At 55.0% G+C, this 13683-nt stretch carries 13 protein-coding genes; 12 read left to right on the top strand and 1 reads right to left on the bottom strand.

Annotated features, from left to right (window positions below; genetic code table 11):
* Window positions 1-3 precede the first annotated feature (3 nt).
* Both sufB and ltrA read left to right on the top strand, forming a co-directional pair.
* On the top strand, window positions 4-1401 hold the full coding sequence (sufB, locus tag ACTVDO_RS10500; protein ID WP_020961118.1) for a Fe-S cluster assembly protein SufB: 1398 nt from the start codon (window positions 4-6) through the stop codon (window positions 1399-1401).
* 748 nt (window positions 1402-2149) lie between these two features.
* The gene (gene ltrA / locus ACTVDO_RS10495; protein WP_442901472.1) at window positions 2150-3409 is read left to right on the top strand and encodes a group II intron reverse transcriptase/maturase; all 1260 of its coding nucleotides are present in this window, start codon (window positions 2150-2152) and stop codon (window positions 3407-3409) included.
* Window positions 3410-3532: 123 nt separating this feature from the next.
* Here the strand turns inward: ltrA and ACTVDO_RS10490 are convergent, their stop codons facing one another.
* Window positions 3533-4165, bottom strand: coding sequence for a LysE family translocator (locus ACTVDO_RS10490; RefSeq protein ID WP_020961117.1), 633 nt, complete (start codon window positions 4163-4165; stop codon window positions 3533-3535).
* A gap of 186 nt (window positions 4166-4351) precedes the next feature.
* On the opposite strand from ACTVDO_RS10490, the gene ACTVDO_RS10485 reads away from it, so the two are divergent.
* The 10 genes from ACTVDO_RS10485 (at window position 4352) to ACTVDO_RS10440 (ending at window position 13670) form a co-directional block, all read left to right on the top strand.
* Window positions 4352-5200 carry a DUF72 domain-containing protein gene (locus ACTVDO_RS10485; protein WP_020961116.1) on the top strand — a complete coding sequence of 283 codons (849 nt, stop codon included), beginning with the start codon at window positions 4352-4354 and terminating at the stop codon, window positions 5198-5200.
* Window positions 5201-5214: 14 nt separating this feature from the next.
* Window positions 5215-6117 carry a sulfite exporter TauE/SafE family protein gene (locus tag ACTVDO_RS10480; RefSeq protein ID WP_442901471.1) on the top strand — a complete coding sequence of 301 codons (903 nt, stop codon included), beginning with the start codon at window positions 5215-5217 and terminating at the stop codon, window positions 6115-6117.
* 16 nt (window positions 6118-6133) lie between these two features.
* Window positions 6134-7516 (top strand): bifunctional metallophosphatase/5'-nucleotidase, encoded by a 1383-nt coding sequence (locus ACTVDO_RS10475; protein ID WP_442901470.1) that lies wholly within the window; start codon window positions 6134-6136, stop codon window positions 7514-7516.
* A 61-nt stretch (window positions 7517-7577) separates the two neighbouring features.
* On the top strand, window positions 7578-7880 hold the full coding sequence (locus ACTVDO_RS10470) for a YunC family protein (RefSeq protein WP_020961113.1): 303 nt from the start codon (window positions 7578-7580) through the stop codon (window positions 7878-7880).
* A 52-nt stretch (window positions 7881-7932) separates the two neighbouring features.
* Window positions 7933-8679, top strand: coding sequence for a sporulation protein YunB (yunB, locus tag ACTVDO_RS10465; RefSeq protein WP_020961112.1), 747 nt, complete (start codon window positions 7933-7935; stop codon window positions 8677-8679).
* A gap of 363 nt (window positions 8680-9042) precedes the next feature.
* Entirely contained in the window at window positions 9043-10236 is a 1194-nt protein-coding gene (locus ACTVDO_RS10460) for an ABC transporter substrate-binding protein (protein WP_041267791.1), read from the top strand.
* A 101-nt stretch (window positions 10237-10337) separates the two neighbouring features.
* Complete coding sequence (locus ACTVDO_RS10455; RefSeq protein ID WP_020961109.1) at window positions 10338-11216, top strand: branched-chain amino acid ABC transporter permease; 879 nt, start codon at window positions 10338-10340, stop codon at window positions 11214-11216.
* Between the two features lie 16 nt (window positions 11217-11232).
* A complete protein-coding gene (locus ACTVDO_RS10450; RefSeq protein WP_020961108.1) occupies window positions 11233-12207 on the top strand; it encodes a branched-chain amino acid ABC transporter permease in 975 nt (324 codons plus the stop codon).
* The gene (locus ACTVDO_RS10445; RefSeq protein ID WP_020961107.1) at window positions 12182-12961 is read left to right on the top strand and encodes an ABC transporter ATP-binding protein; all 780 of its coding nucleotides are present in this window, start codon (window positions 12182-12184) and stop codon (window positions 12959-12961) included. The genes ACTVDO_RS10450 and ACTVDO_RS10445 overlap by 26 nt, the downstream gene beginning before the upstream one ends.
* Before the next feature lies 1 nt (window position 12962).
* Window positions 12963-13670 (top strand): ABC transporter ATP-binding protein, encoded by a 708-nt coding sequence (locus ACTVDO_RS10440; protein ID WP_020961106.1) that lies wholly within the window; start codon window positions 12963-12965, stop codon window positions 13668-13670.
* Window positions 13671-13683: the final 13 nt, after the last annotated feature.

Raw genomic sequence — 13683 nt, 5'->3', positions numbered from 1 at the left:
GAGATGGCGAAAAAAGCGCCAGACATTGGCGAATACAAATATGGCTTCGTTGACAAGGACGTCTCCGTCTTCCGCGCCCAGCGCGGCCTGACGCGCGAAGTCGTCGAAGAAATTTCGCGGATGAAAAACGAGCCGCAATGGATGCTCGAGTTCCGCTTAAAAGCGCTCGACATCTTCTACAGCAAACCGATGCCGCAATGGGGCGGCGATTTGTCGAGCCTCGATTTCGATGAAATTACGTACTACGTCAAACCGACGGAAAAATCGGGCCGTTCGTGGGACGAAGTGCCGGAGGAAATTAAAGCGACGTTTGATAAGTTAGGCATTCCGGAGGCGGAACAAAAATATTTGGCCGGCGTTTCCGCGCAATACGAATCGGAAGTCGTCTACCACAACATGAAAGAAGACCTCGAAGCGCTCGGCGTCATCTTTAAAGACACCGACTCGGCGCTGAAGGAAAACGAAGATTTGTTCCGCGAACATTTCGCCAAAGTTGTGCCGCCGACCGATAACAAGTTTGCGGCCTTGAACTCGGCCGTCTGGTCGGGCGGTTCGTTCATCTACGTCCCGAAAGGCGTGAAAGTCAACACGCCGCTGCAGGCGTATTTCCGCATCAACTCGGAAAACATGGGGCAGTTTGAACGGACGCTCATCATCGTCGATGAAGGGGCGCACGTCCATTACGTCGAAGGCTGTACGGCGCCGATTTACACGACAAACTCGCTCCATAGCGCGGTTGTGGAAATCATCGTTAAAAAAGGCGCGTACTGCCGCTACACGACGATCCAAAACTGGGCGAACAACGTTTTCAACTTGGTGACAAAGCGCGCCGTCTGTGAAGAAAACGCGACGATGGAATGGATTGACGGCAACATCGGCTCAAAATTGACGATGAAATACCCGGCCGTCATCTTAAAAGGCGAAGGGGCGCGCGGCTTGACGCTGTCGATCGCCATCGCCGGCAAAGGCCAGCACCAAGACGCCGGGGCGAAAATGATCCATCTGGCGCCGAACACGTCGTCGACGATCGTCTCGAAATCGATCTCGAAACAAGGCGGAAAAGTCACGTACCGCGGCATCGTCCATTTCGGCCGCAAAGCGTCCGGCTCGCGTTCGAACATCGAATGCGACACGCTCATTTTGGATAACCAGTCGACATCGGACACGATTCCGTACAACGAAATTTTAAACGACAACATCTCGCTTGAGCACGAAGCGAAAGTGTCGAAAGTGTCCGAGGAGCAGCTGTTCTACTTGATGAGCCGCGGCATTTCCGAGCAGGAAGCGACGGAAATGATCGTCATGGGCTTCATCGAGCCGTTCACAAGAGAGCTGCCGATGGAATACGCGGTCGAGATGAACCGCCTGATCAAGTTCGAAATGGAAGGAAGCATTGGGTAAGCTTGATAAATCAAGGGTGCGGCGTTCGTTTGTGGGTGTCGCACCCACAAAACGCCCGCATGATCGACGCAGGACAAAGCAAGGGAGCGGCCGGCGCTTGATCTCCGGAAGCGCCAAGGCCGTCCCGCAGGCCATTCCTCCTTCATGGGAGCATGTTTTTAGGGGAGCGCTCTTTTTGGGCGCTCCCCTGTCGTGTGCGCCCGGCATGGGTGCAGTCTATAGGGTGAAAGTCCCGAACTGCGAAGGCAGAAGTAGCAGTTAGCTTAACGCAAGGGTGTCTGCGGCGACGCAGAATCTGAAGGAAGCGGGCGGCAAACTTCCGGTCTGAGGAACACGAACTTCATAAGAGGCTGGGTATCATTGGGTGAGTTTGCACGACAAAACGAAGCCCTTTCTGCCGAAGGTGATACCGAGTAAATGAAGCAGATAGATGGAAGGAAAGACTGCACTCTTACCCGGGGAGGTCTGTCCGGGAAGCCAAGTGCGCTTGGCAACCGTTGGAGCGATCCAACGCTGAACGGACAGAAGTCAGCAGAGGTCATAGTACCCGTCTAGCTTAAGGTAGAAGGGGAAGGACCGAACCATGAAGGAGAACGGCCACTAGGCGTTCATCTTCTTTGATGAAGCAGACAACCCGAAAGGGCCTGCTTGAGGGAGGAAATGGTGAAGTCCATGGGGGACCTCAAGAGGGTGGAGAAGAAGATGGCACAAATAGAACGGATCGTTCACGTAGAGAGGAAGAATCGGAATGTGGATGAAACAGGTACTGTCACGGGAGAATCTCCTGCGAGCACTCAAACAAGTGGAAAAGAATAAAGGGTCCCATGGAACCGATGGAATGTCCGTCAAAGACCTGCGAAGACACCTCGTGGAACATTGGGACGTGATACGGCGCGCTTTGGAAGAAGGGACCTACGAACCTTGCCCGGTCCGACGGGTCGAAATCCCGAAACCGAACGGAGGAGTCAGGTTACTAGGAATCCCGACCGTGACAGACCGGTTCATCCAACAGGCCATCGCCCAAGTGCTCACGCCGATCTTTGACCCATCCTTTTCGGAACACAGCTACGGGTTTCGTCCCGGTCGAAGAGGACACGACGCGGTGAAAAAGGCGAAGCAGTATATTCAGGAAGGATATACATGGGTGGTAGATATCGACTTGGAAAAGTTCTTTGATCGAGTCAACCATGACAAACTGATGGGGATATTAGCGAAACGAATTCCAGACAAAATCCTCCTAAAGTTGATACGGAAGTATCTACAGGCAGGGGTCATGATCAACGGGGTGGTCATGGAAACACAAGAGGGGACTCCACAAGGAGGGCCGCTCAGTCCACTTTTGTCCAACATTCTCTTGGATGAGCTGGACAAAGAATTGGAAAAACGAGGGCACAAATTTGTACGGTATGCGGATGACTGCAATATCTACGTAAGGACGAAGAAGGCCGGGGAACGGGTGATGAAATCGATCACGGCATTCATTGAAAAGAAACGCCGGCTGAAAGTCAATGAAACCAAATCGGCAGTGGATCGACCGTGGAGGAGAAAATTCCTCGGTTTTAGCTTCACCCCAAATAAGGAGCCAAAAATCCGGATCGCAAAGGAAAGTATTCGGCGCATGAAGCAAAGGATACGCACCATGACGAGTCGATCGAAACCGATTCCCATGCCCGAGCGAATCGAACAGCTCAACCAGTACATTCTGGGATGGTGTGGATACTTCTCGTTAGCAGAGACTCCAAGTGTGTTCAAAGAACTAGATGGATGGATTCGACGAAGGCTGCGCATGTGCCAATGGAAAGAGTGGAAACTTCCGAGAACCAGAGTCCGAAAACTGCAAAGTTTAGGAGTGCCCAAGCGGAAAGCATATGAATGGGGAAACACTCGGAAGAAATATTGGAGAGTGGCCGCTAGTCCCATCTTGCATAAAGCCCTTGGCAACTCCTATTGGGAGAGCCAAGGGCTGAAGAGTCTTTATCAACGATATGAATCTCTGCGTCAGACTTAATGGAACCGCCGTATACCGAACGGTACGTACGGTGGTGTGAGAGGACGAGGGTTAGTCACCCTCTCCTACTCGATTCCTTTTCCATGCCAGGCGGTTCTGTTCAGCCGCGCCCGGTCTTCCTGTTTAGCGCTGCACTTTTTCAAGCGCCAATTTGACGCCAAACCCGATCATCACCGCGCCCGTGATGCCTTCGATCCATTTCTTCGTTTTCGGCCGCTTCATGAACTCGCTGATATAGTGGATAAAGGAAATGTAAAACAAAAACCAGGCGGCCGTCATCACCGTATAAGCCGCCCCCATCATAAGAAACGGGGCGAACGCGTGCGCGCCCGGCGCCACGAACTGCGGCAAAAAGGTTAGGAAAAAGGCCGCCACCTTTGGGTTCAAAAAATCGGTGAGAAACCCTTGCCGGAAGCAGGCGGGCTGTTGTTCTTTGCTATTGACATCCGTTTCCATGCCGGCCGCTTCGCCATGTTTTAAGACGCTGTACAACGCTTTGACACCCAAGTAGGTTAAATACACCGCTCCTATATATTTCAAGGCGGAAAACAGCAAGGCCGATTGCATAATGACGGCGGAAAGCCCAAGCGACGCTGCGGCGGTGTGGAGAAACAAGGCGCAACAAACCCCTAGTGCGGTTTTCAAGCCGCCGATCTTCCCAACGGAAATGGTGTTTTTGGTCACTACCGCTGTGTCGGGCCCGGGCAGCACAATCAAAAATATCGATAAAAGAAGAAACGGGTACAGATGGATCATCAGACGGCCCTCCCATTGTCAGAATGTTTCGATGGATATCATTGTATCGCAACCGTTCCTCGAATGTAAATATGGACTTTCTGAACCGCCGTTGCCCTTCATGGTGGGGCGGTCATTTTTATTTCGCGCCGCCCGCGCTTATGGTATAGTGAAGATAGCTGAAAATCCAATGAACTGGTGATCGTGATGATTTACATCGGACTGACCGGCTGGGGGGATCATGACAGCCTCTATCCGCCCGGCTTGGCGGCGAAAGATAAATTGCCGGAGTATGCGGCCCATTTTCCGACGGTCGAGGTCGATTCGTATTTTTACGCCATTCAGCCGCGTTCGAACGTGGAAAAGTGGATTCGCGAGACGCCGCCGTCGTTTCAGTTCATCGTCAAAGCGTACCAAGGGATGACCGGGCATGAGCGCGGGCCGATCCCCTATGAGAACAAGGAAGCGATGTTTGCGGCGTTTTTGGACTCGATCGCGCCGTTTCGGGAAGCGGGGAAGCTGGCGATGGTGCTGTTTCAGTTTCCGCCGTGGGTTGACTGCCGGCGCGAGCATGTCGCGTATTTGCGCTGGGTGAAGGCGCGGATGGGGGAGGTGCCTGCCGCCTTAGAGTTTCGCCATCAGTCGTGGTTTTCGCCGCGCTTTCGCGAAAAAACGCTCCGCTTTATGGAAGAGGAAGGCTGGATTCACGCGATTTGCGACGAGCCGCAGGCGGGGGAGGGGTCGGTGCCGACCGTTTTGCATCCGACCGACCGCGAAAAGACGCTCATCCGCCTGCACGGGCGGAACGTCTACGGCTGGAACAAGGCGACGGCCGGCGACAACTGGCGCGCTGTGCGTTACTTGTACCGGTACAATGAGCGCGAGCTGCGCGAATGGGTGCGCCATCTTGAGGCGCTGCAAGAAAACACGAAACAAATTTACGTGCTGTTTAACAACAACTCCGGCGGCGATGCCGCCGACAACGCCAAACAGTTGATCGAGTTGCTTGGCATTGAGTACAACGGTCTCGCGCCGCGGCAGCTCGGGTTGTTTTGAAGCGGGGGACGGATATGGGGTACATGCTGCTTGTCTTGATCGGGTTTACCGCCGGAACGCTCGGCAGTTTGGCCGGTTTGGGCGGCGGGGTGGTCATCGTGCCGGCGCTTTTGTTTTTCGGGGCGCTCGGCTGGCTTTCGGCGGTGACGCCGCAAGTGGCGGTCGGCACGTCGCTCGTCGTCATTATTTTCAACGGGTTGTCATCCACGCTGTCGTATATGAAAGACAAACTGGTCGATTATCGGAGCGGCTTGCTTTTTTGCATCGGGAGCGTCCCTGGGGCGGTCGCCGGCGCCTTGGTGAACAATACGTTGAGCGCCGCTCATTTTTCGTTATATTTTGGGCTGTTTTTAATCGCCATGTCGGTTTTTTTGTCGCTGAGCCAAAAGAAAGCGAAGCGTTCGGCTGACGAGACGGCGGCGGCGACGGAGAGCGGAGCCGGTTCGCGCCAGGGCAGGGGGGAAGCGGACAGCCGCCTGCAGCCGGCGCCTTGGTGGCGGCGGAACGTGGTGCGGACGTACACGGACCGGAACGGGGAGACGTTTACATACGGCTACCAGCCGCTCGCGGCGGTCGCCATCGCGTTTCTCGTCGGTTTTTTCGGTGGGCTGTTCGGCATCGGCGGCGGGTCGCTCATGGTGCCGGCGATGATCGTGCTGTTTCGCTTTCCGCCTCATGTAGCGGTGGCGACATCGATGTTGATGATTTTTTTGTCCTCGCTCATCGGCTCGCTCACCCATGTCGCGATGGGCAATGTGCACTGGCTGTTTGCGCTGCTGCTGATCCCCGGCGTATGGATCGGCGCGAAAACCGGGGCGTGGATCAATAAACGGATGTCAAGCCGGGCGCTGGTCACCGTGCTTCGAATGGTGCTCGTGTTGCTCGGGGTTCGGCTTGTCGTGGAAAGTTTGTTGTAATCAAGGAGGGGCGTTTTTGAAGCAGACGATTTATATTTACCATACGAACGATGTGCACAGCCATTTTGAACATTGGCCGCAAATCGCCCGCTTTTTGTCGGAACGGAGAGGGGAGCATCGCGCGCGCAACGAGGCGATGCTTTTGTTTGATGTCGGCGATTTTCTCGACCGCGTGCACCCGATTACGGAAGCGACGCGGGGGAAGGCGAACGTGGACTTGTTGAACGATCTCGGCTATGATGCGGTGACGATCGGCAACAACGAAGGGATCACCTTGGATTACAATGAGCTCGATTCGCTCTACGAGCGGGCGCGGTTTCCCGTTGTTGTCGCCAACTTGTTCCGCCGCGACGGCACGCGGCCGCCGTGGGCGCTGCCGTATGCCGTCATCCCGGCGACGGAGACGTTTCGCATCGGGGTCGTCGGCGCCACCGCCCCGTTTGTGAAATTTTACGAGCTGCTCGGCTGGAAGATTGCGCCGCCGTTTGACATGTTGGCGGCGGCGGTGGCCGACGTGAAGCGGCAGGCCGATTGCGTCGTTGTCTTGTCCCATCTCGGGGTGAATGAGGATGAAAAAATGGCGGCGATGATTCCCGATGTCGACATTATTTTAGGGTCGCATACCCATCATGTATTTCCGGAGGGGAAAATGGTGAACGGGACGTTGCTTTGCGCGGCAGGGAAGTACGGGAAATATGTCGGCGTCGTCATGCTCGACATCGAGCAGCACCGATTGGCGCGGGCATCCGCGACCGTCGTCGATGTCGATACTTTACCCCGTTCGGAACAGGTGGAGCGCCATCTCCATTGCCTTGAGCAAGACAGTTTGGCGCGGCTTGCGGCCGAGCAGGTGGCGGTGCTGGAAGACGACTTGCCGCTCAACTGGTTTGCCCCGTCGCCGCTCGGGAATTTGCTTGCGTCCGCGTTGCGCGAATGGTGCGGGGCGGACATCGGGATGGTGAACGCCGGGGTGCTGCTGGAGCCGCTCGAGAAAGGGCCGGTGACGAAAAAAGATTTGCACCGCATTTGCCCGCATCCGCTCAACCCGTGCAAGGTGAAGCTGCGCGGGGCGGAGCTGAAGGAAATTATGCTCGAGGCCCATACCGAACGGATGAAGCATTTGCGTTTTAAAGGGTTTGGCTTCCGCGGCGAAGTGATGGGGGAAATGGTGTACGACGGCGTCGAGATCGAAACGGAGCTCGAAGAAGACGGCGCTTGGCATATCCGCGGCATTCGAATCAACGGCGAGCCGCTCGACCCGGAGCGCACATATGACGTGGCGACGACCGACATGTTTGCCATCGGCCATTTTTACCCGCAAATTCAGCGGGCGGCGGAGAAAACGTATTACATGCCGGAATTTTTGCGCGATCTTCTCGCCTGGAAATTGACCCAGTAGGCAGGCACTTCTTTTTCCACGCTTCATACATTGAAGTATGGAAAGGAGAGTGACTGCGGCGATGGTGGAAGTCAAGCCGATCATCATTGACGGACATCCGTTTACCGCCGTGTCCGTCCGGCTGCCGAAAACGAACTTGCTGGCGGTGGCGGGCGAGAGAGGATACATCATGTGCGGGGCGCTCGACGTGGCGTTATTGAACGAAAAGCTGCGCGACCGCGGCATTGTCGCCGGACGGGCGGTCGGGGTGCGCACGATCGAGCAGCTGCTTGAGGCGCCGCTCGAATCCGTGACAGTCGCCGCCGAGGAGCTCGGCATCAAACGGGGAATGAAAGGAAAAGACGCGCTGTTGAAAATGCGGTGAAAAAATCCCTCCTTGCAAGCATACATATAGCTTGTAAAGGAGGGATTTTATTTTGCTGCGCCCCCGATTCGTGCGGAGAGGGCCGCTTCCGTTCCGCTACGTGTTTTTATTGACGTTCGTTTTTTTTATGTTTTCCACAGCGGCCGGGCTTTGGATCGTGAACAAAGGCATTGAGCCGGTGCTGATGGAAATCGCTGAAACGGAAACGAAGCGGATTGCCAATTTGATCATCAATAACGCCCTTGAGGAGCAGTTTAAAGAAGAAAACCCGAAATTTCAGCAGCTCGTGACCGTCCAGCAAGACAATAACGGACGAATTGTTTCCGTCGATTTTAACGCCGAAGCGATCAACCGCATTTTGGAAGAAATAGATGACCATGTCATGGCAAGTTTAAAGGCGGCGACAGAAGGACGGATTGAGCGGTTGGTGCTGCCTGAGGTCGAATCCGGCCAAGGGGACAGCCGCGGCATCATTTACTACATCCCGCTCGGTCAAGTGACGGACAATGCATTGCTTGCCAATCTCGGCCCGCGCATCCCGGTGCAGTTTCAAATCGTCGGCAACGTCGATTCGGAAGTGATCAAGAAAGTACATGCTTATGACATTAACAACTTTTTTATTGAAATCAATATTCAAGTCGAAGTGGACATCCAAGTCGTCATTCCGTTTGCCTCCAAGCTGACGACGGTCAAAGAAGATATCCCGGTCGTGATGAGCTTCATTCCGGGAGAAGTGCCGCAGTTTTACAACAAAAACGGCGGCCCGCTCGGCCCGTCGGTTCCGCTTCCGAAGCGATAGAAGGGAAAATGGTTTTGCTGGAAACATGGAAATGTTATACAACAAAAACGTATACGCGGCCGCCTTTTACTCGGTTGTTTCCCCCCCTGCGACGGGGAGTGAAACAGCTTTTTTGTTTTCAGAAAGAAAAGAGGTAGACGAGACGCTCCGAATTTTGTAATATTATATTAAATTGAAAATAGTTTTATTATTTACATAGCTGCTAGAGGGGATGTGAGAGCAGAGGACGAAAACGATCATACGGAGAAGGCGGGATTTTTCTCGAACGCCTTCGAACGAAAGCGGCCCGGGCGCTCGCGCATTGCCGTGCCACGCAGGCCGGGCATTAATGACAGAACATTTTGAATAATGGGGGGATATGACGTGAAGAAAAAAAGAGCAGCAAGTGTGTTGTTCTCGCTCATGCTGACGGCGGGCCTTATGGCCGGCTGCGGCGGCAACCAGCAAGGCGGCGGTTCGTCAGGCGGCGGAGGAGGTGGCGGCGGCGATGTCATCAAAGTCGGCGCCAACCTCGAGCTGTCCGGCGCAGTCGCTTCATACGGCCAATCGATCGCCGAAGGGGTCGAGCTGGCCTTCGAAGAAATGAACAAAAACGGCGGCATTGACGGTAAAAAATTGGAACTGGTCAAAGTGGACAATAAGTCGGAAGCGGCTGAAGCGACAAACGGCGCGATCAAGCTGATCAGCCAAGACAAAGTCACCGCTCTCATCGGCTCGGCGACGAGCACGAACACGATCGCCCAGGCACAGATCGTCAATGATAATCAAATTCCGCTCATTACGCCGTCTGGAACGAGCGAAACGGTCACCGTCAAAGACGGCAAAGTAAACGAATTTGTGTTCCGGACGTGCTTCATCGATCCGTTCCAAGGGACGGTGGCGGCGAAATTTGCCTTGAACGACTTGAAAGTGAAAAATGCGGCGGTGTTGATCGACAGCGCGAGCGACTACTCGAAGGGGCTGGCCGCGGCATTTAAAGATGAATTTGCAAAAGGCGGCGGCAAAATCGTTGCCGAAGAAGCGTACGTCGCGAAGGACACCGACTTCCGCGCCACGCTGACGCGCATCAAATCGGCCAACCCGGAATTTTTGTTCTTGCCGGGCTACTATGAAGAAGTCGGTCTGATCGTCAAACAAGCGCGTGAGCTTGGCTTGAACGTGCCGATCATGGGCGCGGACGGCTGGGATTCGCCGAAGCTTGTTGAAATTGCCGGCAAAGAGGCGTTGAACAATACGTACATCACGAACCATTATTCGTCGGGCGACCCGGATCCGAAAATTCAAGAGTTCGTCAAAGCGTTCCAGGCAAAATACAACAAAGCGCCGGATTCGTTCAACGCTCTCGGCTACGATACGGCCTACCTTCTGGCTGATGCCATCAAACGGGCCGGCAGCGCCGATCCGGTGAAAATTAAAGATGCTCTCGCGCAAACGAAAGATTTGCAGCTTGTCACCGGCACCTTCACCATTGATGAAAACCATAACCCGGTCAAATCGGCCGTCATTTTGGAATACAAAGACGGGCAACAACAATTTAAAACAAAAGTCAACCCGTAATGGATTGGCCGGGACGGGGAGGGGGCGCACCGCAGAGGGCGCTCCCCCCGTCCGCCATTTCTTGCGGTCAACGACGAGTTTTTCGTAAGGAGCGTGCAGACATGGAACTCATTCAACAGCTCGTGAACGGCATTTCGTTAGGCAGCATTTATGCGCTCATCGCTCTTGGCTATACGATGGTCTACGGCATCGTCCGGCTCATTAACTTCGCCCATGGCGACGTCTTTATGATCGGTTCATTCGTTGGGTTTTACGCCGTCACGATGCTTGGTGTCGGCTTTTTTCCGGCGCTTTTGCTGGCGATGGCGGCTTGCGCCGTGCTTGGGGTGCTCATTGAGCGGATTGCGTACAAGCCGTTGCGCAACGCGACGCGCATTGCCGTTCTCATTACCGCAATCGGCGTCTCGCTGCTTATTGAATACGTCATGATTTATTTGCGCGGGGCACAGCCGGAGGCGTACCCGGGCGCGCTGTTGCCGGGCGGGAACATAAAGCTGTTTGGCGTCGTCGTTAGCAGCCAGTCGCTGTTCATCCTCGGCACGTCCCTCGCCTTGATGATCCTTCTTCAGTTCATTGTTCACCGGACGAAAATCGGGAAAGCGATGCGCGCCGTCTCCCACGATGCGGAAGCGGCCCGGCTGATGGGGATTAACGTCGACAACACCATCTCCGCCACGTTTGCCGTCGGCTCGGCGCTCGCCGGAGCAGCCGGTGTTATTTTTGGCATTTATTATACAAAAATTGATCCGTTGATGGGCATCCTTCCCGGCTTGAAGGCGTTTGTTGCCGCCGTGTTGGGCGGAATCGGCATCATCCCGGGCGCGATGGTGGGCGGGCTGTTGCTTGGCGTCATCGAATCGCTTGTCAGCGGGCTCGGGTATTCGCTTTGGCGCGACGGGGTGGCGTTTGTCATTTTAATTCTCATCCTCATTTTCCGGCCGGCCGGATTGTTTGGCAAGAACGTACGAGAAAAAGTGTAAAGGATGGTAGGGAACAATGGCAACTTGGAAGCGGACGCGGGGATTTTGGGTTTCCATCATACTGGTTTTTGCCTTTTTCGCCGTTGTACAGTGGCTCATTGCAAGCGGAATGTTAAACATCTTTTATGTGAACACCCTCTTTTTTATGGCGATTAACGTCATTTTGGCCGTCAGCCTTCACTTGATTATTGGGATTACCGGACAGTTTTCCATTGGCCATGCCGGCTTCTTCGCCGTCGGCGCCTACGCCTCGGCGATTATGACGATGAAGCTGCAGCTGCCGTTTGCCGTCGGGATCGCGGCCGCCGGGGTGGCGGCGGCGCTGGCCGGCCTCTTGATTGGCGTGCCGAGCCTGCGCTTAAAAGGCGATTATTTGGCGATCGCCACGCTCGGCTTTGGCGAAATCGTCCGCATCGCCTTATTGAACATCGATTATGTCGGCGGCGCGAGCGGGATGACGGTAACGCATATGACGACATGGCCGTGGGTGTTCGCCTGCTTGTTGGCGACGATTGTCGTCATCGCCAACTTCACGAACTCGACGCACGGACGGGCGTGCATCTCGATTCGCGAAGATGAAATCGCCGCCGATGCGATGGGGATCAACACGACGTACTACAAGGTGGCGGCGTTCGCGATCGGATCGTTTTTCGCTGGCATCGCCGGGGCGCTGTATGCGCACCACTTTTACATCATTCAGCCGTCGAACTTCGGCTTTTTGAAATCGTTCGACATTTTGATTTTTGTCGTCCTCGGCGGGCTTGGCAGCTTATCCGGCGCGGTGGTGGCAGCGGTGTTGCTGACGGTCGTTTCGACGTTCTTGCAAAATTATCCGGAAACGCGGATGATCATTTACAGCCTTGTCTTGATTTTGGTGATGCTGTACCGTCCGAAAGGGCTGATGGGCACGAAAGAATTGACTTCGCTTTTCAAGTGGCGGAAGGCGGCGCAAGGGGGAATGAACCATGACAACAAGAACACCGTTGCTTAAAGTGGAAAGCGTCGGCATCCAATTTGGCGGGCTGAAGGCGCTCTCCGGCGTGAATATGGAACTTTACGAAGGAGAGCTCGTCGGGCTCATCGGCCCGAACGGCGCCGGTAAAACGACGCTGTTTAACTTGTTGACGGGCGTGTATGTGCCGACGGAAGGGCGGATTGTGCTTGACGGGGAAACGGTAAACGGCCTGCCGCCGTATAAAATTACGCGCAAAGGGATCAGCCGGACGTTCCAAAACATCCGCCTGTTTGGCGAGCTGTCGGTGCTTGACAATGTGAAAGTGGCGTACCATGCGCACGCCCGCCATTCGATGCTGAGCTCCATTTTCCGCCTCCCGTCCCATTTCCGCGGGGAAAAGGAGATGGAAGAGAAGGCCATTGAGTTTTTGGACATTTTCCATTTAGGGGACGTGATGCATGAGCAGGCGAAAAACTTGCCGTACGGCCAACAGCGCCGGCTTGAGATCGCCCGGGCGCTCGCGGCGCAGCCGAAGGTGCTCCTTTTGGACGAGCCGGCGGCCGGCATGAACCCGCAAGAAACGAACGAATTGATGAACTTGATCGCGTTTATCCGCGAACGGTTTGCGTTGACGATTTTGTTGATTGAGCACGACATGTCGCTTGTGATGGGCATTTGCGAGCGCATTTACGTGTTGGACCACGGCCAGTTGATCGCCCACGGCACGCCGGAAGAAGTGCGCAGCAACCCGAAAGTGATCGAGGCTTACCTTGGCGAGGAGGTGTCGTGACGTGTTGAAAGTGGATGGAATCGATGTGTTTTACGGCAACATTCATGCTTTAAAAGGCGTATCGCTTGAGGTCAACAGCGGGGAAATCGTCACGTTGATCGGCGCGAACGGCGCCGGCAAAACGACGCTGTTGAAGACGATCTCCGGCTTGTTGAAGCCGAAAAGCGGCGACATCGTCTACGAAGGGGTTTCGATCGCCGGCAAGGCGGCGCAAGCGATCGTCAAGCACGGCATTTCCCACGTGCCGGAAGGACGGCGGGTGTTCGCCAACATGACGGTTGAGGAAAACTTGGAGCTCGGCGCGTTTTTGCGCAAAGACAAGCAAGGGATTCAAGATGATTTCGCGAACGTGTACCAGCTGTTCCCGCGCCTTGAGGAGCGGCGCAAGCAATTGGCCGGCACGCTTTCAGGCGGCGAGCAGCAAATGCTTGCCATCGGCCGCGCGCTCATGGCGCGCCCGAAGCTGCTCTTGCTTGACGAACCGTCGATGGGGCTCGCGCCATTGCTCGTCAAAACGATTTTCCGCATCATCCAAGAAATCAACGAATCGGGAACGACGATTTTGCTTGTCGAACAAAACGCCCATATGGCGCTCTCGATCGCCGACCGCGCCTATGTCATCGAATCCGGGCGCGTCGTCCTGTCGGGGACGGCCGGCGAGCTGCAGGCGAGCGAACAAGTGAGACAGGCGTATTTGGGCGGGCATTAACGAAAAGACGAAA

The sequence above is a fragment of the Geobacillus sp. BK01 genome, assembly GCF_052220245.1.
In the GTDB taxonomy this organism is placed as follows: Bacteria; Bacillota; Bacilli; order Bacillales; family Anoxybacillaceae; genus Geobacillus.
The sequence above is the reverse complement of the archived record's forward strand: the minus strand, read 5'-3'. Positions and strand labels throughout refer to the sequence as shown.

Bases quoted from the DNA above. Each gene is read 5' to 3' on its own strand.
- ACTVDO_RS10450 (WP_020961108.1), top strand. From the start codon at position 11,233: ATGGCAACTTGGAAGCGGACGCGGGGATTTTGGGTTTCCATCATACTG.
- ACTVDO_RS10470 (WP_020961113.1), top strand. From the start codon at position 7,578: ATGGTGGAAGTCAAGCCGATCATCATTGACGGACATCCGTTTACCGCC.
- ACTVDO_RS10490 (WP_020961117.1), bottom strand. From the start codon at position 4,165: ATGATCCATCTGTACCCGTTTCTTCTTTTATCGATATTTTTGATTGTG.
- ltrA (WP_442901472.1), top strand. From the start codon at position 2,150: ATGTGGATGAAACAGGTACTGTCACGGGAGAATCTCCTGCGAGCACTC.
- ACTVDO_RS10480 (WP_442901471.1), top strand. From the start codon at position 5,215: ATGGGGTACATGCTGCTTGTCTTGATCGGGTTTACCGCCGGAACGCTC.
- ACTVDO_RS10445 (WP_020961107.1), top strand. From the start codon at position 12,182: ATGACAACAAGAACACCGTTGCTTAAAGTGGAAAGCGTCGGCATCCAA.
- sufB (WP_020961118.1), top strand. From the start codon at position 4: ATGGCGAAAAAAGCGCCAGACATTGGCGAATACAAATATGGCTTCGTT.
- ACTVDO_RS10485 (WP_020961116.1), top strand. From the start codon at position 4,352: ATGATTTACATCGGACTGACCGGCTGGGGGGATCATGACAGCCTCTAT.
- ACTVDO_RS10455 (WP_020961109.1), top strand. From the start codon at position 10,338: ATGGAACTCATTCAACAGCTCGTGAACGGCATTTCGTTAGGCAGCATT.